The sequence below is a fragment of the Galenea microaerophila genome (genome assembly GCF_054657255.1).
Genome location: NZ_BAAHWZ010000001.1, coordinates 109,518 through 130,580, shown reverse-complemented (window position 1 = coordinate 130,580; position 21,063 = coordinate 109,518). Strand labels below are relative to the sequence as shown.

Genomic DNA, 21,063 nt, shown 5'->3' with positions numbered 1-21,063 from the left:
AACAATTCTCCTAAACGGCGTAATATTGACGAGGGGCAAAACGGTCTGCCTCAGGCGTGGCGACCAGTTTACCTTTTAATGAATTAGTATAAGCGTCTGTAATCTCAACCTCCACAAACTGACCAATTAAATCCGGAGCGCCTTTAAAGTTCACCACACGATTACACTCAGTGCGCCCTGAAACCTCTTCAAAATCATTGCGCGACAGTCTTTCCACCAAAACTTTTTGCGTGGTTCCAACCAAAGAGCGACTAATGGCCTGAGTCTGCTCGTTCAACAGCTGCTGCAATCGATGCAAGCGGCGCTTCTTCTTATGCGCATCCACATCATCCGGCAAACTGGCCGCTGGGGTGCCAGGGCGAGGACTGTAAATAAAACTAAATGAACGGTCGTATTCCAACTCCTCCACCAGTGCCAGCGTCTGATTAAAATCATCACACGTCTCCCCGGGAAAACCAACAATAAAATCTCCCGACAGGCGTAAATTGGGGCGCAGAGCCCGAATTTTACGAATAATGGATTTATATTCCACCACCATATGGTTACGTTTCATCAACGCCAAAATGCGGTCAGACCCAGATTGAATCGGCAAGTGTAGATGAGAAGCCAACTCAGGAATCTCAGCATAGCAGTCGATAATGCTTTGCGTCATCTCCATGGGGTGTGAAGTGGTAAAACGAATGCGATCAATGCCTTCCACAGCGGCCACCGCATGTAATAACACCGCCAAATCTGCGATGTCTCCATCTGCCATTTCACCCCGATAAGCGTTCACATTCTGCCCCAACAGGTTAATTTCCCGCACCCCTTGCGCCGCCAGCTGTTTCACCTCTTGCATCACATCTTCAAAGGGACGACTGAACTCCTCTCCACGTGTATAGGGCACCACACAAAAAGTGCAGTATTTAGAGCACCCTTCCATAATTGAAACAAACGCCGAGACGCCATTGGATTCCGCCGGGGGTAAACGATCAAACTTTTCAATTTCTGGGAACGAAATATCCATCACCGCCCGTTTTTTGATTTTTTTATCTTCACTATTTTGGTGGCGCAAATCTAAAGCTTCATCAATCAGAGCGGGCAGACGGTGCAGTGTTTGTGGGCCAAAAATCACATCGACCACCGGTGCCCGTTTACGAATCTCTTCCCCCTCTTGCGAAGCCACACATCCGCCTACAGCAATAATACGATTGGGCTTTTCCGCTTTCCACTTTTTCCAGCGTCCTAATTCATCAAACACCTTTTCCTGCGCCTTTTCGCGTATAGAGCAAGTGTTCAAAATTAATACATCCGCTTCCTCTGGCATCTCCACCAGATTTAAACCATGGGTTCTTTTCAGTAACTGCACCATCTTGTCAGAATCATATTCATTCATCTGACAACCATAGGTTTTCATGATCAGACCACCGTCAAATACTGCACTCATATCCAATTGAATCCATTTCAAAATTAAGTCACTATTATATCAAAGCTCATTCAACACTTCTGCAACAACGCACTTTACTTTCTAAAACAGTTATAGTTAAATGGCTTGAGCCCAATAGTTCGGAGCGATTTATGATTTTGGTCATTGATGATGATGCCTCCATTCGTGAAACCTTAGCTTTAACCTTAGAATCCCACGACTACTCGGTACTCACCGCTTCCAATGCACAAGAGGCCATTCAACAGCTCATCCATCACGCAACAGACATCACAGTCGTCATACTAGATATGGGCATGCCACCGCATGAACATACCCCTGAAGAAGGCTTAAAAGTTTTAGATAAAATAACGGAAGCGGCCTTAGCGTGCAAAGTCATCGTATTAACAGGCCAAGAGGCTGAAACCACCGCCTACCAAGCCATCAAACATGGCGCTTTTGACTTCCTATCCAAACCCATTACCGCTGACCAACTCCTGGCTGCTGTCAAACGCGCAGAACTCTTCTACCAACAAACCCAAAAACTCAAACAGCAAGAAGGCATTCAAAAAGTCGCGCTCGATTTACCCTTAGGCGAAGGGGTCAAATCTGCCCGCAATCAAGCTGAATATAAGTTGCTCAAACAGGTGCTCAATGACACCCAATTCAATGTGCATGAAGCGGCAAGACGCCTCAATCTTAAGCGAGAAAACGTCTACTATTTAATCAAAAAATACCATATTCAACGCGAGGAGGAATAAGTGCTCGCTAACCTTGAATGGAAAGAACTGCTCCCCATTGGCTTTGTGCTTTTGGGCATCACGCTTTTTTTTGCCGCACTCTATCAACGACACCAAGCGCAAAAACTGAAAAAAATTTTAAACGAACTCTATCAACTCAATCAGCAAGCGAGCCATGACGCCTTAACCTTTTTAAATCAAGTGTGGCCGATATTACAGAAATATGGCTTTAAAAGCCTCACCATCGATCTCAGTTGGTATGATGAACCCTATCATCAACATTTTGGCGAAAACGGCCCACAAACTTATCATATCCCCCTCAAAGAGGGCGCCATTCAGGGTGACATCACCCTAACAACCGCACCGCTTCGCAATGAAGAAAAATTATGCGCCGAAACCGTGGTGCAGACGCTGCAAATGATTATCCAATCCAATATCAGCGCTCAAGTGGCCCAAGTCCTCCTCAGCCAAAAGCGTTTAGAAGATTATCAACTCTTTATTCAACACGACACCAAAAATCTTGCGCAGTTTATTGAACTCCTCTCATCACTGGTCAAAAATGCAGACACCGATTCAGCTAAAATCAAACTGGTTGAACGCCTGAAAAACATGCTTCCTGCCATACTGCATCGTGCCCAACGCATTACCTCGCCTGTGCGCTCAACAGGCGCCCATCTGCTCCAACAAACCCCCATAGCGCTCGCTGATTTTATTCAACACCATTGCCAGGCACTCGAGCTAGAGTGTCAAATCAAAGGCGACATTCATCTTCAAGCGCCCAAAGAGCTGCTGGAAGTCGTTTTTCAAAATGTGCTCGATAATTTTAAACGACACACGCAAAATCCTACCGTCAATATTGAAATTGAGTCAACAGAAGGGCAAGTTTTGATTAAATTCATGCAAAACCAACCCTTCACGCAAAAAGTGGAATCCTTTAGAATGTTTCAACCCTTCTGGACCACCAGCGAGAGTGGTTTAGGACTGGGGCTTTTTATTGCCCGAGAATCTTTGAAAAAAATTAATGGCTCAATCGAATTCATCACTCAAGGCTCAATGCAAGGGTTTCAAATCCAAATACCGAAAAAAATCTCGTTGTAAAAAATTTTTACTCTTTTTATTCAAAATCCCCTCCCTATAATAATAATTGAACGTTCGGGGTGGCCTGAACAATTCAGTCAATGAAATGGAGGATCGAAAGATGTCTATACAAAAACAAAAAGGGTTTACCTTGGTCGAAATTGCCATTGTATTGGTCATTATTGGGTTACTTTTGGGCGGTGTGCTTAAAGGTCAAGAGTTGATTAAGAGTGCAAAAGTTAAGTCAGAGATGCAACAAATAGATGGCATTACTGCCGCGATTAATACTTATCAAGATCGTTTTGGCTATCTACCTGGAGATGATCCAGGAGCTAGCAATCGTTTAGGTACAGACCCCAATCATGATGGTAATGGAAATGGCACCTTTAGCAATGCTGAAGGTAATCAATATATTTGGGAACATATGGCGGCAGCTGGGCTATTAGGTGGATATCAAGCAGCCCCTAATGGTCGTTTATTAAATAAATATGGCATGCAAACATATGTCAGAACCAATTTTGCTGGGCTATCTGGCACGGTGGTTTGCACACTTCTTCCTAATGAAGTTGCCAGAGAAATCGATCAAAAACGAGATGATGGCAATGGAGCCACAGGTTCTATGAGAAGAGATGATCAAACAGATTACCCAACAACAGCTGGTAACTCTTGGATCTGTGTTTCTGCTAGCTAATTCATAAAATAAGCAAATGCTTTCAAAACCACCCTTCGGGGTGGTTTTTTATTTCTTTCCAAACACAAGTAACCGCCGTAAATGTGAAAAGGTGCGATGCTCTATAAAACTTCCAATATTAGATTTTGGTTAGAAAACAGGTCTCGCATACCACACTTCCTATGGCCATAAAAAGTCAAAACCGATCAAGAATCGGCTTATCTGGTCAGTGCCGTAGTCATAGATCGGCGACTACAACCACAAAATTCCTTACAGCAAGCCTATATCACTCCAGAAAAATTTGAACCGTTGAGAAAAGAATTGGCGAAAACTAAAGAGAAAGGTCTAGGCATAAAAAAGTGATGACACTTTATTGTGTCAGTCAGCTCTGGCCTATTAAGCATTTGCTTGTAATACTAGGCAGTCTCCCCACTGTCGCTACGGATGTGTATAGGTGCGATAAATGTTAGCGGTGTGGCGTGTACAGTCAAGAAAGGCTAGCGTTTGCGCAATAACAGACTCGATAATATTTCTAGACAAGTATTATTAAAAGATGGCTTGGATCATTTTAACCCTTTAGCGGAAAGCCAGCTTGAACCTTAAGCGTCCAAGCTGGGTGTATAATTTAAGATTAAACAGTTATTTAATGGGAGTGGAAACCAAAAGGGAAATAAAGCTTTCAGGTGCCTCAGTTATGCCACCAGTTATACCACCAGTCATTTCCGTCATTTCCGTCATTTCCGTCATTTCCGTTATTTCCGTTATTTCCGTTATTTCCGTTATTTCCGTTATTTCCGTTATTTCCGTTATTTCCGTTATTTCCGTTATTTCCGTTATTTCCGTTATTTCCGTTGTTTCCGTTGTTTCCGTTGTTTCCGTTGTTTCCGTTGTTTCCGTTGTTTCCGTTGTTTCCGTTGTTTCCGTTGTTTCCGTTGTTTCCGTTGTTTCCGTTGTTTCCGTTGTTTCCGTTGTTTCCATTATTTCCGTGGTTTCCGTGGTTTCCGTTGTTCCACCACTTATTACAGTTGCGCCGCCAATCGCTCCAGCTGCTCCAGTTGCTCAAATCATCGCAGTTCTTACCATTGTCTCCGTTGTTGTCTCCGCCTGTCCCCCCATTCGAGCTTTCGAAACCGTTAGATAAACTCACACCTGAAGCAATCGCTTTTTGTTTAATTTCATAACCAGTGATGCCAACAATCTCATCATCAAAAAAGTTTGTCACTTCACCATGGTAAGTGCCTTTGACATAATATTGATTGGTATCACAGTTTTGCTTCTCTTTTGCACCACTAATGCTATTACAGTTATGAATCTGCTGATAACCATCCTGATTAAAGGCGACCAAAACAACAGAAGCTTGATCTAAAGCCACATTTAAACCTGAACTGCAATCATCCACATCATCACAAATGGTATAATCCCCAGTGCTAGGCGCTGAAGCGGTAGGCGGTGTTTGCAGCGTAAAGTTAGGCGCATTGACAGCACAGAAATAGTTTGCTGAATGCTGACTCTCCCCCGTTGGATCATTGTCATAACATATTTTTTGCGCATCCGTTGTCTCAGTATTAATCGCATAACGAATTTTATTGTGATAACTATCGGTCACATTCGCCAAACTGAGTCCGATATTCTCAAAAGGGACCTCACCCACAACGGTTAAACATTTTTTAGGGTTTGTGCTATCTCTATCTTCCCGACCATCATGATCGCCATCGGCACAAGGCAAATACCCATTGACCACAACAAAGTTTAATAAAGCTTCTTTAATACTTATCAGTTTTTCCTGACTTTCTTTAAGCTTAACGCTCTTTCTCTGCTCTGAAAGCGTTATCATTGAAGCCCCGATAAATAGCCCTATAATCACCAATACCACTGCGATTTCGACTAAAGTAAACCCTTTCTCTAACCGTTTCATGCCTTACCTCTTAATATTTGGGATAACCCGCTTCAATGGCCGCTTGTTTAACTTCTCTTAATGTAATGCCGACTAAATAATCATCAATCGCTTTATGCCCATCGATAAAGGTTGTATTGTTATCACAATTCTCTCGTTCATCAGACGTTAAACTCAATGGGCAACTGGGTGTGTTCGCATTCACGCTCCCCCATGTCATCAAACCATTCCTCCCAAAAGAGACGACAACCGCGACCACTACCTCTTGCAGCGTATCGCCTTGAGGACTCTTAATAGTTAAATTTTTAAAGCCATCGTTTTCTGACGAAACCGGTCTGGTACTCGTATGAAAATAAGGGGGCGCGTTTAGATTCGGTCTCGGATCCGGTTGCGAAGCTGGATCATTTGGATCCTCAGGAACATCACATAAGCTACCACACACATCACTACATCCACGGCAATAGTAAAGGTGGGTATCTGGACACATGGCAAAATCTGAATCTTTGGTACGCGGCACGCCACTGGCAGTAATCGCACCAAATACACTGGCCGATTGACAAATATCTGTCACTCGGTCGCGATCTTCGGCACGTGCATTGACTCGATAGTAGAAAGGAGATCCCCATGCATCTTCACCATCAATCCCCAAAGTGCGCGCTGGCAGACGCCCCTGTCTTGAGCGACAGGCACCATCAGAGTTGCGATTTTCCAAACCATCCCCATCTGTATCAGGGCAAGGCAAAAAACCGTTGGATTTGACAAAAGTCAGCATCACCTCATGAATGTGATCCAGTTGTTCACGTGTTTTATTCACTTTGCCAAGCGTATATTGCTGACCATATAAATACGTGCCCCCTGATATCAGCAATCCAATAATTACCAGCGCAATCGCAACCTCAATTAAGGTAAAGCCTTTTATCTTATTCATCAGCATCCTCCCAAATAGCTACGCCAACTACTGCCGGTCGGATTATTTGCAGCATCATAATCATTAAACCAAAATTTCTCGGATGCATCCGTATTACAAAGATCTGGTTTTAAGTTTTCAACATGCCGTTGCACGATATTCGCCCATTCACTTGCTGTAATGCCAACAATCAAGTCATTGATGCCTGGATTAGCGTCAGTCTTAGAAAAAAAGTCGGTATCGCCATCATTATTATCCGCATCCAGTCCATCTGGCGCATAGATAATTAAAGCCACATAATTTTTTCCATCTTGATTTAAGTGCAGGCTTGGCGCAGGCGTGATTGCGGGATTGAGCGGCGCGTAGCGTTTTGTTGTACTATTATTGTAACTGCTGTTTTGTATGGCAAAACGCTGATCTAAAACAAAATAGTACTGTTTTGCGCGCTCTCCAAAATAAAAATGACGGTTGGAAATATGCTGCGGCAAATAGTGCGGATGATAATCTCCAGCGGTAAAACTACAGTGTATTTCGCCATCTCCAACTGTATCCCAACAGGGGAGATAACCTGGTCCCGGTACCTTTTCTACAGGATTCAATGGCGGAGGACTTTTTTTGTTTTTAGCTTGCATAATGGTCGGCGTCATTGTCGCATAGATTAACAGCGTCTTTTTGATCTTCTCCATCTGCCCCAAACGGTCTTGCATAACCGCATGCGCCCTTCTGGCATTCAAATTGACCGAACCCGATGAGAACCAAACGGCCGCGCCGACCACCAGAAGAATCAGCGTGACCATCAAGATATACCCATTTTGTCGTTCTGCCCGTCGCGCCATCTCGTAAATCTCACTGTTATCGCAAATAAAACCAATTATATGCGCTCGTGACAAAAACTAAAGAGTAAAATCAATTTACTCTTTATGCATGGCCTGTAAAAAAATGAATAATGGTATAATCTCCTTTTCCTATCCAAGAGATGCTTATGCTTGAAGAGATTGTTATTCGCGGAGCCCGAACGCATAATTTAAAAAACATTGATGTCACCCTACCGCGCGATAAACTGATTGTGATCACCGGGCTTTCCGGCTCTGGGAAATCCTCTTTAGCCTTTGACACCATCTATGCTGAAGGACAGCGTCGCTATGTCGAATCTTTGTCCGCCTATGCACGCCAATTCCTTTCGGTGATGGAAAAGCCTGATGTGGATCATATTGAAGGGCTTTCACCTGCGATCTCTATTGAACAAAAATCCACTTCTCACAACCCACGCTCCACTGTAGGGACAGTCACTGAGATTTATGACTATTTACGCCTGCTTTTTGCCCGCACCGGCACCCCCCGCTGCCCAACGCACGGTACAGATTTAAAAGCTCAAACGGTCAGCGAAATGGTCGATCGAACCTTGGAGCTGCCTGAAGGCACCAAAGCTTTATTGGTTGCACCAATTGTGCAAGACAAAAAAGGCACGCATCAAACACTCCTACAAGAGTTGCAAGCACAAGGCTTTTTACGGGCGCGCATTGATGGCGAGTTGCAAGAGCTGGATCAAGCCATTGAGCTAGATAAAAATCGGAAACATACCATCGAGGTGGTGGTCGATCGCTTTAAAGTCCGCGCGGATTTAAAGCAGCGACTTGCCGAATCCTTCGAAACCGCACTAAACTTAGCTTCCGGCATTGCCAAAGTCATCCCCATGGATGAATCGGACCACTTTGAACTGCTGTTTTCAGAAAAGTTTGCCTGCCCGCAATGCGGTTACAGCATCAGTGAACTCGAGCCGCGTATTTTCTCCTTTAATAACCCTCAAGGCGCTTGCCCTGCTTGTGATGGATTGGGCATCAAAGAGACTTTTGAGCCAAACAAAGTGGTGGTTCATCCTGAACTCAGCCTCGCAGGCGGTGCGATTCGCGGCTGGGATCGTCGCCATAAATATTATTATGACATTCTCAAAGCGGTGGCCGACCATTATGGCTTTGATATGGAAACTCCTTGGGCGCAATTGGATCCGAAATACCAAAAAATTATTCTGTTTGGCTCTGGAAATGAAAAACTGCCGTTGCCGCATGGCCGCTATGCAGATATTCGCCGTTTTGAAGGCATTTTGCCCAATATGGAACGCCGCTATGCGGAAACCGACAGCAAAACGGTACGCGATGAACTGGATAAATATCGCATCACCCAAGTGTGCCAGAGCTGTGAGGGCACTCGGCTCAATGAAGCTGCACGCAATGTTTTTGTTGCCGATAAAAGTCTGCCAGAATTAACCCATCTGCCGGTGGGGACGCTACACCAATTTTTCAGTCAATTACAATTAACGGGCGCTAAAGGCAAAATTGCTGAAAAAATCATTAAAGAGATTCATCAGCGCTTAAGCTTTTTGGTCAATGTGGGTTTAAATTACCTCACTTTAGATCGCAGTGCGGACACCCTTTCCGGGGGTGAGGCGCAGCGCATTCGGCTCGCTTCGCAAATTGGTGCGGGGTTGGTGGGCGTGATGTATGTGTTAGATGAACCTTCCATTGGCCTGCACCAACGCGATAATGATCGCTTACTGAGCACACTCACCCATTTGCGGGATTTAGGCAATACAGTCATTGTCGTAGAACATGATGAAGATGCGATTCGTGCCGCCGACTTTGTACTGGATATTGGACCCGGTGCAGGCGTTCACGGTGGTCGGGTTATGGCGGCAGGCACCCCAGACGAAGTCGCAGCTAACCCCAAATCTTTAACGGGACAATATATCAGCGGTCAGCGCACCATTCCCATTCCGCAAAAACGGCTCAAACCATCCGACAAGTGGCTGAAAATTATCGGTGCATCGGGTAATAATTTAAAAAATGTGACGCTAGAGATTCCTGCCGGCCTCTTAACTTGTGTGACTGGCGTCTCTGGCTCAGGCAAATCCACCTTAATTAATGCCACCCTTTCCAAAGTGGCGGCCAATGCACTCAATGGCGCTGAACAAACCCCTGCCCCTTATCAAAAAGTCACCGGTTTAGAACATTTTGATAAAGCGGTCAATATTGATCAAAGTGCCATCGGCCGCACACCACGTTCCAATCCAGCCACTTACACGGGGCTTTTTACCCCCATCCGTGAACTGATGGCCGCCACCCCTGAAGCGAGATCAAGGGGCTATACCCCAGGGCGCTTTAGCTTTAATGTAAAAGGCGGACGATGTGAAGCCTGCAAAGGGGATGGCGTGGTGAAGGTAGAGATGCATTTCTTGCCGGATATTTATGTTCCTTGTGATGTCTGCAAAGGTGCGCGTTACAATCGAGAAACCCTACAAGTGCAGTATAAAGGCAAAAATATTCATGAAATCTTGGAAATGACCGTGGAAGATGCACGCGCCTTCTTTGATGCCATTCCAGTAATTGCCCGTAAACTGCAAACTTTAATCGATGTCGGCCTGGGCTATATCAAATTGGGACAAAGTGCCACCACCCTTTCCGGGGGGGAGGCGCAGCGCATTAAGCTGGCCAAAGAGCTTTCAAAAAAAGACACTGGTAACACCCTCTATATTTTAGATGAACCCACCACCGGTCTGCATTTTCATGATATTGACCTGCTACTGAAAGTGATTCGGCACCTGCGAGACCAAGGCAATACCATTGTGATTATTGAACATAATTTAGATGTGATTAAAACCGCAGATTGGATTGTGGACTTAGGCCCTGAAGGCGGCTCTGGTGGCGGTGAGATTATTGCCACCGGCACACCTGAAGCGGTCAGTCAAAACCCCATTTCTCATACAGGGCGTTACCTCAAACCGATTCTAGAAAAAGCGCAATATGGCGAAAATATTGACTGAAGTCTTACCTTTAAAAGGTTGGGCTTTTTATAGCGGTCGCGCCTTATGGGAAGAAGGGAAAATCAACCTACAGAGCCCTCTTCAGATTGAAGCCGAGCCGGACAACCCTTATGATCGCTACGCGGTCATGGTTTTTTTGCAAACCTATCATGAAAAAGGAGATCCCATCCAAGTGCTGATGGGCTATCTCCCTAGAACAGAAGCTGCTCGATTCCAATTTCTGCTGTTACATAAACAAATACAACTAATTACATTCAAAAAAATTAAGGGCGAGCCCCCCTACCACCTTGATCTCCAAATCCACTACCACTTTCCCTGGTGGTTAAAAGGCTACTTTCCCATCTGGAAATATTTTCATCCGCAACATAAGCAGCTTAAAGTTAATCGGTATGATGAAAATCGACAACTAGAAAACAAACCCTAAATTTTGTATGCTTGCATAGTCGCTAAAAAGTTATAAGGAAACAGATGATTTATATTGATGCAGTGATTGCTATGTGGAAAGATCCGGTCTCCACACAGAAAGACAAATTAAAAAGTCTCTTTTGGCTGGCTAAAAAATATCGCTGGGTCAAAGCACTGCATGTCGCCTTTGAACAACAGGGCAATCTGCAATCTTTAAAAGACCACGGATACTTATATTTTATCTTTAAACGCATGTATGTTTTTATGCATAAAGACTCCCGTCAAATTTTAATTGATACGGATAACCATAGTCTTATTCCCAGTATTGTTGAACATTACCGCTTACTTAATGAGCATCTCACTTCTGAAAATATCCATCAATTAACGCGAGGAGGCATTTGCCTCTTTCAAACCCAGTGGGACGAAAATCTTAAAGTTGAAGTCAAACTCTTAAATATTCATCGAAATCGTAGAGAAGGCTTAACGACGATTGCACTCTATATGAATCATACGCCTCTTTACTATATGAATTTTCTTTTGGATCAAAATGCCGTCTATATCGCAGGTGTACAAGGGGGCAAAGACACGCTAGCACTCGCACGCACATTTACCCAAAAGACACAAGGCATCCCACCCCATAAATACCTCTTTATTGCGCTTGCCGCCTTAATGGATGCATGGGGGATGAAAGAAATTTTTGGCATTCGCCATGAAAAGCATGTGTTTCAAGGTGAAGAAAAAACCAAATATAAGTTGGAAAAGTTTAATTACAATGCTTTTTGGCAAGAGTTAATTGAAGCAGAACCTTTTGATGACTATTGGTTTAAAGTGGCCTTGCCGCTCAAAAGAAAAGACTTATCAGAAGTCAATGCCAAAAAAAGAGGTAAACTGAAAAAGCGATACCCTTTTATGGATGAATTAGAGAACGGCATACGGAATTTTGTACACCATGGCTAATCAATTAATATTATTTGCCGCCAGCCGAGATCAACTCAATTATTTTGAAGACGTCGCTCGTCACGTTCATCTTCCTGGAAAAGAGATATCAGTCATTAAATATTCAAAAATTCCTGGTGCCTTGCTATCGATGATTAAACTTCTATCACCTTTACCCACTCATGTAAAAACCGCTTTACAACAACAAGTCGACATCTTACGAAATCGAAAACAAGCCAGTCAAAAAGGACAAAATAAGCCGTTTTGGTTTTGGAAGCTGTTTACTGCAATCGAATCTATTCGCGCCAAATATCTCTATATTCGTTATTCTCAATGGCTAGCGGACAAGCCAGATACGCTGTTAGGCATTTGGAATGGTAAAAAATTTCGCCAAGCCATTTTAGTGATTGCCGCTCAAGAACAGCGTACACCGATGATTTATTTTGAAACCGGCCCGCTTCCCGGTTATTCAGTTGTCGATCCTGAGGGCGTCGATTTTTATGCGGCCATCCCAAGAGAGATTGATTTCTATAAAAATTATCCATGCCACCTCAGCCAAACCGACCGGATTCATTTTACCCCCCTACCCAAAACCAAGGATCTACCGGACCACTATATTTTCATTCCTTTTCAAGTAGTGGAAGATAGTAATATCTATTTACACTCCCCTTGGATTAAAGACATGCGCGCTTTATATGCTGAAATTGAGGCGCTTGCTGAGCAGTTTCCACAGCAACACTTTGTGATTAAGCCACACCCCGCTTGCCCTGAAGATTACTCTGACTTGATGCATAAAAATCACCCACAGATTCATTTTTTGTTGAATCACCCCACAACAGAGTTGGTGCAACATGCAGATGCGGTCATCACCGTCAACTCAACGGTCGGCATGGAAGCGTTAATTGCTCATAAAAAGGTGATTGTTTTAGGGCAGGCCATCTATGGATTTGAAGGTTTAACACAACCCGTGACCAATCGAGCACAGCTTGTCTCGGCCTTAAAATCGCTCAATGAGTGGTCATTAGATGAAGCAGCCATTGATCATTTTCTGTGTTATTTGCAACAAGACTACGCCATTCCAGGGGATGCTATGCGCGCGCCATCGACGGAACACTGGAAAGTACTTGCTAAAAAACTGACGCTCTGCCTAGAAGGACGTCCTTATCAAGCGATTGGTCTATGATGATGCAAAAAACGCTCTACATGCCTTCCACCCCCTTGAATTTATTGGTCAGTGTCGCCCATGCTCTGCACTTTAAGACTCAACAGACTGCTCAACTCTGGCTGATCGATCAAAAACCGAGTGCAGCCCCTTACCTAGAAGCCCTAAAAACCTGGCATGACTCCCCCTTTGAACAGGTAGAAATAAGTTATCAAGCGTCGAAAGGGCACAACAAATATACCCATCGAAAACAGCTCTTTCGGCAACTCAATCAACAGCTACACACTTTTTTACCTCACCAAGTTGCTGTCGGCAGTGATCGAAGAGTGGAATTCCAATATGTCATGCACCGTCTATCAGAAACTTTAGGACGCCCCGACATTAAAGGCATCTATTTGGATGATGGCCTTTATTCTTATGCAGGACGCCCTTATAAGTGGTACAAAGATGCGATCAATGCCCTCTTAAAAAAAATCGCTTATGGCTTTTGGTGGCAAGAACCGCCCACGGTGGGCGCTTCACCTTGGATTGATGAAGCTTGGCTCTTCCAGCCTCAAAATGCCGTCAGTGCCATCACTCAAAAAAGCGCCCTCCACAAAATAGCTCCCTCCTGGTTTCAGTCCCCCGTTTTAAAGCAGTTCTCGTCCCAAGTTTTAGCCACCTTTCATTTTGATGCAGCTCCCTTAAACGATATCGACATTGTGATCTTTATCCCGCATCCCAACAATATCTCTAAAATGCAAGGCTATGAGAAAGGGTTAATACAATTAGTGAACGCCTTATGTCGCCAAGGGAGCAAAGTAGCCGTAAAATACCATCCACGTATGGAAGAGGAAGATTATTTTTCACTCAAAAAACTCGGGATTCAGAAGATTATCCCTTCACAACTGGCTTCGGAATTTATACTGCCTGCGCTTAAACAGGAGTGCCTTATTGTGGGAGATGTGGGAACCGCCCTGCTCACCGCAAAATGGATCCGTCCTGAACTGCAAGTCTATTCTCTACTTTCAGAAGCTGACCCCTTTCAACAGAAGTTCATCCAACTCATGCAAAAGATGGACATTCATGTCATTCAATCCATTAAAACGCTGATACCATGATGCATCATTTAAACTATTTCCTAAAAATGACCCGTCCAACTCAAGCTTCTGATCGCTTGGTGATGACAATCTTATGCCGCAATGAAGTGGACATTATTGAATATAATATTCGTTTACACAGCGCGCTCGGCGTGGATGCTTTTCTGGTCATGGATAATGGCTCAACAGACGGCACTCGCGAAAAGCTTGAAGCTTTAAAAGCAGAATTTGAATTAACAGTGATTGATGAATCAGGCGTCTATCAACAAGCCAAATGGATGAAACAGCTTGCCATTCAAGCACGTGACACCCTAGGCGCTTCATGGGTGATTAGTAATGATGCCGATGAGTTTTGGATTCCACAAGAAGCGGGGAAAAGTTTAAAAGATTACCTGAGCCATAAAGACTCTGTGATCACCATTAAACGGAGTAATATGCTGCTTACCGAAGCCGCTCTAGCCCCGAGTTACCATTTTACCCAGGCAAAATATCGCGTAGGTTATCCCATCTGCTATGACAAACAAGCTGAATTGGAGGATAAATCTATTTCTATGTTTTTTGCTAATATCAGCCCTAAAGTGATTGTTAACCCTAAAGGCTTTATTAAAATCAGTGGTGGCAATCATCGAGCTAAACATATTGCAAAATGGTTGACTGCACGGCAGGAACCCGGAATTAGGGTTTATCACTACCCCATCCGCTCATGGGCACAATTTGAAGCCAATATTCAGCATCGAAAACAGCTGCTGAAAAAAGGCAATGTCCGCATGGGCAATCACTATCGGCGTTGGGTAAAACTACTGGATGAAGGAAAACTTTATGATGAATTTAAAGGCTTTATCATCAATGCCCAACAAAAAGAAGCCTTATTAAGATTTGGCATCATGAAAGAAGATAATCAACCTAAAAAATTATTTGAGCGCTTTGTGCAAATAAAACGCGAACAATAGAAGGAACCACCTTCTTTACAATTATGACTTTGCTTATTCACAGCATCAATCAAATGCAATCCTCGCAACCAGAAAATGCATTATCAAAATAAACCTTTTTTACTTCTTTTACTTCGCAAACTCTAATACATAAGGGTGTTCAGACAGCCAGGTCAGATATTTTTCGACCCCTTCTGCGACGGTATGAAAAGGGGCATCATAGCCAGCGGCTCTTAATTTAGAGTTATCGGCTTGTGTATAGCTTTGGTAAGCACCTTTCAGGTGTTCTGGGAATTCAATATATTCAATCTCCCCTTTACCATGAAATTGAATCACCGCTTCGGCAATATTTTTAAAAGGCTCTGCCTTGGCAGGCCCTAAATTGAAAATCCCAGATTTTTCAGGGTGCTGCATAAACCAAAGATTCACCTTAACCACATCTTCAATATAGACAAAATCTCGGGTTTGCATCCCTGCATCATAGCCATCATAGGCACCAAATAATTTTAAAGTCTCTCCTTTCAGCAGAGCACGATGCAGTTTAAAGGCCACTGAAGCCATATCGCCTTTATGCTGCTCACGAGGACCATATACATTAAAATAGCGAAATCCAACGACTTGGCTCTGCGCCTTAGGCAAAATTTGACGCACATATTGATCGAATTGGAACTTAGAAAAGCCGTAAACATTAAGAGGTTTTTCATACTGCCGCTCTTCAATAAAAATAGGGCCATCACCATAGACAGACGCGGATGAAGCATATAAAAAAGGAATATTTCGATTCAGGCAGTAGTTGAGTAAGTCTTTGGAATATTCATAATTATTATCCATCATAAACTTACCATCCCACTCGGTGGTTGCAGAGCAAGCGCCTTCATGAAATACACACTCTATTTCAGGCAACCCTTCTTCGGCAAAAATGCGCGCTTGAAAATCTTCTTTATCTAAATAGTCAGCAAAATCACAGTCTTGCAAGTTGATGAATTTTTTCCCATTTTTAAGGTTATCCACGACTAAAATATCTGTTCGACCTTGTTCATTTAAAGCCTTAACAATATTTGAACCAATAAACCCTGCACCGCCTGTGACCACTATCATCGCTTTTCCTTCAATCTCTCAAAAATTATCCCTAGAAACCAGTAAAATATGTGAGACTTTGCATGAGTGGGATGCGAGCTAAAAATGAGAAAAAATTTTTCATATCTAGGCGGGAAACGCAGACAATAGCCAGCTATTGCCAAGTTTTCCAACAACGATAGGGGAAATTTTAGCCATTTTTAGTCGTAGAACCATCTCGTGTAAAGGCCTCATGTACTTATTTTGAACCAAAAAGCTTGCATACTTGTGAATAAAATCAATACGAAAACTGGACGAATTATAGCACACCTCGAAGCGTGGCTGATTGACCACGAGATCTTACGCGTTTTTTATCGCAACTTTTTCAAACTTTCTGATCAAGCTTTTCGCAGCAACCACCCTTCTCCGCGATTTATTCGCAAACTGCATAAAAAATATGGTCTTAAAACCATTATCAGTATGCGAGCTGCGGATAAAACTGGGCAATATCAGCTGGAAAAAGAAGCGTGTGAGCAATTAGGCATTCAATTGATCAATCATAAAATGTCTTCTCGCTCATTTCCAGATGCGGAAGATGTGCTTGAAGCCAAAAAAATTTTACAAACGGCAAAAACCCCTCTCCTAATTCACTGTAAGTCTGGCGCGGACCGAGCGGGACTGATGAGTGTCTTCTATAAACATTTTGTTGAAGGTGAACCCATTCGTGAAGCGGTAAAGCAGTTAAGTATGAAGTATGGTCATTTTCGCTGGGCAGATACCGGTAAACTCGATGTTTTTTTTGATGAATTTTTAAAATTTGAAAAGGCGCATCCCGAAGTCACTTTTGAAGACTGGGTCAAACATCACTATGATAAACAAGCTTTGAATCAACAATTCCACGCCAAAGGGTGGGCCAATATTGTTGTGAATAAAATTTTACATCGGGAATAAGATGCTAGATAAAAAAACGCTCAAGCTCTACCGGCGCTTATTGGGGTATATCAAGCCTTATAAAAAAGTGATTGCCCTCACACTTTTGATGCTGCTCATTATTGCCGCCATGGAGCCTATCACCGCGGCCATTCTAAAAGAGCTGGTGGATCGCAGCCTGATTGAAAAAGATCCTGCCTCTTTTGTACAAGTGCCTTTAATGTTGGCGGGCGTTTTTATTATTAAGGGGCTTGCAGAATATGCGAGCAAAGTCTCCAGTACTTGGCTGGCTGAAAAGGCGATTCTGGATATTCGGGCTGACATGTACCACAAAATGCAATATCTGCCGCTAGAACAATATGACCGCTACAGCACTGGAAAGCTGATGGCCAAAATTACCTATGATGTGCAGCAAGCGAGCAATGCCTTATCGACTGCCTGGGTGGTCATTATTCGAGACAGCCTCACCATTTTGGCCTTACTCGGTTATCTGCTCTATATCTCTTGGCAGCTGACGCTGCTGATGGCGGTTATTGGACCAATTGTCGCCTGGATTATCGACAAAGCCAGCAAACTGATGCGAGATTCGAGTAGAAAAATGCAAAACAATATGGGACAGCTGACCCATCAGATGGAAGAAGGGTTAACCGGCCATCGCGACATTAAAATCTACGGCGCCGAGAACTATGAAGAGCAACGCTTTCAGCAAACGGCCAGCGAACTGTTCAATAATACCTTGCAAGTCACCAAAGTCTCAGCGGCCAACGTTCCCCTTGTACAGGTTTTAGCCGCTATAGCGCTATCGATTATTGTCTATATTGCGATGCAGCTGTCTGCACAAGGCGTTTTTACCCCAGGTGAGCTACTGGCTTATGTCACCGCTATGGCGCTCACTTTTGAGCCCATACGCCGCATCACAAATATTAATGAAACCGTCCAAAAAGGGATGGCGGCCGCACAGAGTATTTTTGAATTATTAGACCTCCCTGAGGAACCCAACTCAGGCCACCTCAAACCCGCACCGATTCAAGGTGAAATTGTGTTTCATCAAGTCACTTTCACTTACCCTAATAGTGACACCCCTGCTTTAAAAGATTTCAGTTTGCGCATTCCCGCGCATCAAACCACCGCCCTCGTTGGACAATCAGGCAGCGGTAAATCGACTTTGGTGAACCTAATTGCCCGCTTCTATGATCCTCAAAAGGGACAAATCACCCTAGACGGCGTGCCGCTACCTGACATTGACCTCAATTATTTAAGAAGTCAAATTGCCTTTGTCAGCCAACATGTCGTCCTGTTTAATGACACCGTTGCAGCCAATATCGCTTATGGTCAGCAGACATTTGACCGTGATAAGATTATTGCAGCGGCCAAAGCGGCACATGCTTGGGAATTTATCGAAAAACTGCCACAAGGGCTCGATACACCGATCGGTAACAATGGCAGTTTACTTTCAGGCGGACAACGGCAGCGTATTGCCATTGCGCGCGCTTTTTTGAAAAACGCACCGATTTTAATTTTTGACGAAGCGACCTCCGCACTGGATAATCAATCTGAAGCTAAAATTCAGAAGGCGATGGAAACCTTGAAACAGAACCGAACCGTCATTATCATCGCCCACCGTTTAAGCACCGTGGTCAATGCCGACCAAATTGCGGTGATGGAGAAGGGGCAACTGGTTGAGCTGGGTGACCATCAGAGCCTAATGGCAAAAAATGGCTATTATGCACAACTTTATCAATCTTCAAATATTGAAAGTTAACCATGGATAAACCCGTCAATTCTGAACTGCCTCAATTTCAAGCCCGCTTTCTCTGTCCAAAATATTGGGGGGTTTGGCTTGGGATTGGCCTCGCACGCCTATTGGCCTATTTACCCTACAGCAGTAAACGCAAACTGGGAAAATGGATTGGAAGATTGTTATATCAATTTGGGCGAGATCGACGAGCCTTCAGCCAGCGCAATTTAACCCTGGCCTTTCCAGATAAGTCATCCACTGAAATTGAAGCCCTTAATCGCCAGCACTTTGAATCTCTGGGAATTGGCTTCATGGAAACCTTAATTGTCTGGTGGGGCGATCATCGAAAACACGGGAAAAACTGTTTTGAGCGCCAACTGGTCACCTTTCAAGGCTTGGAAAACCTCAAGGCAGCGCAAGCAACCAACCGAGGCATTCTACTGCTTGTCCCCCATTTCACCCATATCGACCTCACAGGCCTGTTTATCTCTTTTGTGGTCGACTGTCGACCGATCTATCGACCTCATGACAACCCTGTCATGGAATATTTTATTAAAAAGGGACGAACAGTCGCTCAGGAATCGGAACGCGCCGTCCAGCCAATTTCCAATCGCGATACGCGCACCATGCTAAGAGCTTTACGCAAAGGAGAAGCATTTTTCTTCCTCCCCGATCAAAAATATACCGCCAAAGGTCACCTTGATGTGCCCTTTTTTAATCACCTCGCACCCAGCAATCCTGCAACCTCTAAGCTGGCAAAAATGACAAACGCGCTTGTCGTTCCCTGTTTTACCCGTCGGGATGAAACAGGACACTATACCGTCACTTTCCTGCCTGCCCTTGACCACTTCCCCAGTGGGGATGACTATCAAGACACCTTACGCTTGCATCACCTTTATGAAAGTGAAATTCGCCAAAATATCCCGCAATATCTCTGGGTACACGATCGGTGGAATTTAAAAAATAAGCCCAAAGACTATCTGCCCCCGAGTGAAGCGCCTTCTCCCAAGGAAGAAACACCCTCTCATCCATAAAAAATTCCCAGTCCTGAAACACAAAATTCATTGATATAAATCTTGCAGGACTGGGAATTTTAGAATGTTTTCTTTGTCAAATGAGTGGTTAATGCGCGCTATGGTTTGGATCCCAATCTTTTAAAACATACTCTGTACCACAATAGGGGCATTTGGCTTTTCCTGTCGCCTCTATTGGCAAAAAGACCTGAGGATGTCCATTCCACAAACTCATCTCATCTGTTGGGCAGTGCAACGGTAAATCATCGTAAGTAACTTCTATCTGTTTTAGATTACAACAATGTGTACAACAGTTCTCATCCTGTAAAATTTTAGCAGACTGTGTCATGCCTCTCTCCTTATATTAACCGGCAACTGGCGTCAACCAATCTAAATGCTCTGGCACACGGCCATGCACCAAATCAAAATATTTGCTCTGCAACGCTTCTGTAATCGGTCCACGACACCCTTCTCCAATCACACGTCCATCCAACTCTCGAATGGGGGTAACTTCGGCTGCGGTACCGGTAAAAAACGCCTCATCTGCAATATAGACCGCATCGCGACTGATTCGGGTTTCCTCTACTCGATATCCCATTTCATCCGCTAATTGCATAATTGTTCGACGCGTAATGCCATCTAAGGCGGAAGTGAGTTCAGGCGTATAAATCACCCCATCCTTCACCATAAAGAAGTTTTCGCCGGAGCCTTCCGCCACATAACCTTCAGGATCTAACAGTAAGGCTTCATCGCATCCATGACTAATGGCTTCTTGCAAAGCCAGCATCGAATTAATGTAGTTGCCATTAGATTTGGCTTTCGTCATGGTAATATTCGGGTGGTGACGCGTATAGGAAGAGGTGGCAATTTTAATCCCGCGTTTTAAATTCTCTTCCCCCATATAGGCGCCCCACTCCCAAGCAGCGACAATCACATGGGTTTTCAAGTTATCCGCACGTAACCCCATCCCTTCAGAGCCATAGTAAACCATCGGACGGATATAGGCAGACTTTAAGCCATTCTCACGCACAGCAGCGCGCTGCGCTTCATTTAACTCTGCTTTGCTGAAAGGCATCGGCATATTCATAATTTTGGCCGAATTAAACAGACGGTCAGTATGCGCTTGCAAACGAAAAATAGAGGTTCCCTGTTCAGCTTCATAAGCACGTACCCCTTCAAAAACCCCCATTCCATAATGTAAGGTGTGCGTCAGGACATGGGTTTTGGCTTCTCGCCATGCCACCATTTCGCCATCCATCCAGATCAGGCCATCTCTATCCGCCATCGATTGCATTGTCTGCTCCTTAA

At 44.0% G+C, this 21,063-nt stretch carries 19 protein-coding genes; 12 read left to right on the top strand and 7 right to left on the bottom strand.

The genetic code is table 11. From position 1 onward, the window contains the following. Positions 1-10 precede the first annotated feature (10 nt). Entirely contained in the window at positions 11-1,426 is a 1,416-nt protein-coding gene (gene miaB / locus ACYQ05_RS00615) for a tRNA (N6-isopentenyl adenosine(37)-C2)-methylthiotransferase MiaB (protein ID WP_459817516.1), read from the bottom strand. A gap of 131 nt (positions 1,427-1,557) precedes the next feature. On the opposite strand from miaB, the gene ACYQ05_RS00610 reads away from it, so the two are divergent. The 3 genes from ACYQ05_RS00610 to ACYQ05_RS00600 all read left to right on the top strand — a co-directional run bounded on the left by ACYQ05_RS00610 (position 1,558) and on the right by ACYQ05_RS00600 (position 3,910). Further along, complete coding sequence (locus ACYQ05_RS00610; protein WP_459817515.1) at positions 1,558-2,163, top strand: response regulator; 606 nt, start codon at positions 1,558-1,560, stop codon at positions 2,161-2,163. Continuing rightward, entirely contained in the window at positions 2,164-3,240 is a 1,077-nt protein-coding gene (locus ACYQ05_RS00605) for an ATP-binding protein (protein WP_459817514.1), read from the top strand. A gap of 100 nt (positions 3,241-3,340) precedes the next feature. Further along, the gene (locus tag ACYQ05_RS00600; protein WP_459817513.1) at positions 3,341-3,910 is read left to right on the top strand and encodes a prepilin-type N-terminal cleavage/methylation domain-containing protein; all 570 of its coding nucleotides are present in this window, start codon (positions 3,341-3,343) and stop codon (positions 3,908-3,910) included. Positions 3,911-4,577: 667 nt separating this feature from the next. Here the strand turns inward: ACYQ05_RS00600 and ACYQ05_RS00595 are convergent. Genes ACYQ05_RS00595 through ACYQ05_RS00585 form a run of 3 tightly spaced genes read right to left on the bottom strand, consistent with a single transcriptional unit; the run spans position 4,578 to position 7,526 of the window. Next, positions 4,578-5,804, bottom strand: coding sequence for a type II secretion system protein (locus ACYQ05_RS00595; protein ID WP_459817512.1), 1,227 nt, complete (start codon positions 5,802-5,804; stop codon positions 4,578-4,580). A 10-nt stretch (positions 5,805-5,814) separates the two neighbouring features. After that, positions 5,815-6,711: a type II secretion system protein gene (locus ACYQ05_RS00590; RefSeq protein ID WP_459817511.1), complete on the bottom strand. Its 897-nt coding sequence runs from the start codon at positions 6,709-6,711 to the stop codon at positions 5,815-5,817. Beyond that, positions 6,711-7,526, bottom strand: coding sequence for a hypothetical protein (locus tag ACYQ05_RS00585; RefSeq protein ID WP_459817510.1), 816 nt, complete (start codon positions 7,524-7,526; stop codon positions 6,711-6,713). Before ACYQ05_RS00585 ends, ACYQ05_RS00590 begins: the two co-directional genes overlap by 1 nt. Before the next feature lie 146 nt (positions 7,527-7,672). Between ACYQ05_RS00585 and uvrA the strand changes: the two genes are divergently transcribed. From uvrA to ACYQ05_RS00555, 6 genes are read left to right on the top strand one after another with little or no spacing between them, the layout of a single operon-like run. After that, positions 7,673-10,507 (top strand): excinuclease ABC subunit UvrA, encoded by a 2,835-nt coding sequence (gene uvrA, locus ACYQ05_RS00580; RefSeq protein ID WP_459817509.1) that lies wholly within the window; start codon positions 7,673-7,675, stop codon positions 10,505-10,507. Then, the gene (locus ACYQ05_RS00575; protein ID WP_459817508.1) at positions 10,488-10,931 is read left to right on the top strand and encodes an HIRAN domain-containing protein; all 444 of its coding nucleotides are present in this window, start codon (positions 10,488-10,490) and stop codon (positions 10,929-10,931) included. Before uvrA ends, ACYQ05_RS00575 begins: the two co-directional genes overlap by 20 nt. Before the next feature lie 44 nt (positions 10,932-10,975). Further along, the gene (locus ACYQ05_RS00570; protein ID WP_459817507.1) at positions 10,976-11,869 is read left to right on the top strand and encodes a DUF535 family protein; all 894 of its coding nucleotides are present in this window, start codon (positions 10,976-10,978) and stop codon (positions 11,867-11,869) included. Next, on the top strand, positions 11,862-13,031 hold the full coding sequence (locus tag ACYQ05_RS00565; RefSeq protein WP_459817506.1) for a capsular polysaccharide export protein, LipB/KpsS family: 1,170 nt from the start codon (positions 11,862-11,864) through the stop codon (positions 13,029-13,031). The genes ACYQ05_RS00570 and ACYQ05_RS00565 overlap by 8 nt, the downstream gene beginning before the upstream one ends. Then, complete coding sequence (locus ACYQ05_RS00560; protein WP_459817505.1) at positions 13,028-14,110, top strand: polysialyltransferase family glycosyltransferase; 1,083 nt, start codon at positions 13,028-13,030, stop codon at positions 14,108-14,110. Before ACYQ05_RS00565 ends, ACYQ05_RS00560 begins: the two co-directional genes overlap by 4 nt. Then, positions 14,107-15,039, top strand: a complete 933-nt coding sequence (locus tag ACYQ05_RS00555; RefSeq protein ID WP_459817504.1) for a glycosyltransferase family 2 protein — start codon at positions 14,107-14,109, stop codon at positions 15,037-15,039. Before ACYQ05_RS00560 ends, ACYQ05_RS00555 begins: the two co-directional genes overlap by 4 nt. A 108-nt stretch (positions 15,040-15,147) precedes the next feature. Here the strand turns inward: ACYQ05_RS00555 and rfaD are convergent, their stop codons facing one another. Next, positions 15,148-16,116 carry an ADP-glyceromanno-heptose 6-epimerase gene (rfaD, locus tag ACYQ05_RS00550; RefSeq protein WP_459817503.1) on the bottom strand — a complete coding sequence of 323 codons (969 nt, stop codon included), beginning with the start codon at positions 16,114-16,116 and terminating at the stop codon, positions 15,148-15,150. Positions 16,117-16,362: 246 nt separating this feature from the next. Between rfaD and ACYQ05_RS00545 the strand changes: the two genes are divergently transcribed. Genes ACYQ05_RS00545 through ACYQ05_RS00535 form a run of 3 tightly spaced genes read left to right on the top strand, consistent with a single transcriptional unit; the run spans position 16,363 to position 19,776 of the window. Next, the gene (locus ACYQ05_RS00545) at positions 16,363-17,025 is read left to right on the top strand and encodes a fused DSP-PTPase phosphatase/NAD kinase-like protein (RefSeq protein ID WP_459817502.1); all 663 of its coding nucleotides are present in this window, start codon (positions 16,363-16,365) and stop codon (positions 17,023-17,025) included. Position 17,026: 1 nt separating this feature from the next. Beyond that, positions 17,027-18,766, top strand: coding sequence for a lipid A export permease/ATP-binding protein MsbA (gene msbA, locus ACYQ05_RS00540; protein ID WP_459817501.1), 1,740 nt, complete (start codon positions 17,027-17,029; stop codon positions 18,764-18,766). Between the two features lie 2 nt (positions 18,767-18,768). Next, on the top strand, positions 18,769-19,776 hold the full coding sequence (locus ACYQ05_RS00535) for a lysophospholipid acyltransferase family protein (protein ID WP_459817500.1): 1,008 nt from the start codon (positions 18,769-18,771) through the stop codon (positions 19,774-19,776). 88 nt (positions 19,777-19,864) lie between these two features. Here ACYQ05_RS00535 and ACYQ05_RS00530 read toward each other — a convergent pair whose 3' ends face one another. Together ACYQ05_RS00530 and ACYQ05_RS00525 are read right to left on the bottom strand one after the other, a co-directional pair. Beyond that, positions 19,865-20,104: a zinc-finger domain-containing protein gene (locus tag ACYQ05_RS00530; RefSeq protein WP_459817499.1), complete on the bottom strand. Its 240-nt coding sequence runs from the start codon at positions 20,102-20,104 to the stop codon at positions 19,865-19,867. Between the two features lie 15 nt (positions 20,105-20,119). Next, positions 20,120-21,049, bottom strand: coding sequence for a branched-chain amino acid transaminase (locus ACYQ05_RS00525; RefSeq protein ID WP_459817498.1), 930 nt, complete (start codon positions 21,047-21,049; stop codon positions 20,120-20,122). Between the last annotated feature and the right edge of the window lie 14 nt (positions 21,050-21,063).

Coding starts and splice junctions, on each gene's coding strand:
- miaB (WP_459817516.1), bottom strand. CDS start 1,426: ATGAGTGCAGTATTTGACGGTGGTCTGATCATGAAAACCTATGGTTGT.
- ACYQ05_RS00610 (WP_459817515.1), top strand. CDS start 1,558: ATGATTTTGGTCATTGATGATGATGCCTCCATTCGTGAAACCTTAGCT.
- ACYQ05_RS00600 (WP_459817513.1), top strand. CDS start 3,341: ATGTCTATACAAAAACAAAAAGGGTTTACCTTGGTCGAAATTGCCATT.
- ACYQ05_RS00595 (WP_459817512.1), bottom strand. CDS start 5,804: ATGAAACGGTTAGAGAAAGGGTTTACTTTAGTCGAAATCGCAGTGGTA.
- ACYQ05_RS00590 (WP_459817511.1), bottom strand. CDS start 6,711: ATGAATAAGATAAAAGGCTTTACCTTAATTGAGGTTGCGATTGCGCTG.
- ACYQ05_RS00585 (WP_459817510.1), bottom strand. CDS start 7,526: ATGGCGCGACGGGCAGAACGACAAAATGGGTATATCTTGATGGTCACG.
- uvrA (WP_459817509.1), top strand. CDS start 7,673: ATGCTTGAAGAGATTGTTATTCGCGGAGCCCGAACGCATAATTTAAAA.
- ACYQ05_RS00575 (WP_459817508.1), top strand. CDS start 10,488: ATGGCGAAAATATTGACTGAAGTCTTACCTTTAAAAGGTTGGGCTTTT.
- ACYQ05_RS00570 (WP_459817507.1), top strand. CDS start 10,976: ATGATTTATATTGATGCAGTGATTGCTATGTGGAAAGATCCGGTCTCC.
- ACYQ05_RS00565 (WP_459817506.1), top strand. CDS start 11,862: ATGGCTAATCAATTAATATTATTTGCCGCCAGCCGAGATCAACTCAAT.
- ACYQ05_RS00560 (WP_459817505.1), top strand. CDS start 13,028: ATGATGATGCAAAAAACGCTCTACATGCCTTCCACCCCCTTGAATTTA.
- ACYQ05_RS00555 (WP_459817504.1), top strand. CDS start 14,107: ATGATGCATCATTTAAACTATTTCCTAAAAATGACCCGTCCAACTCAA.
- rfaD (WP_459817503.1), bottom strand. CDS start 16,116: ATGATAGTGGTCACAGGCGGTGCAGGGTTTATTGGTTCAAATATTGTT.
- msbA (WP_459817501.1), top strand. CDS start 17,027: ATGCTAGATAAAAAAACGCTCAAGCTCTACCGGCGCTTATTGGGGTAT.
- ACYQ05_RS00535 (WP_459817500.1), top strand. CDS start 18,769: ATGGATAAACCCGTCAATTCTGAACTGCCTCAATTTCAAGCCCGCTTT.
- ACYQ05_RS00530 (WP_459817499.1), bottom strand. CDS start 20,104: ATGACACAGTCTGCTAAAATTTTACAGGATGAGAACTGTTGTACACAT.
- ACYQ05_RS00525 (WP_459817498.1), bottom strand. CDS start 21,049: ATGCAATCGATGGCGGATAGAGATGGCCTGATCTGGATGGATGGCGAA.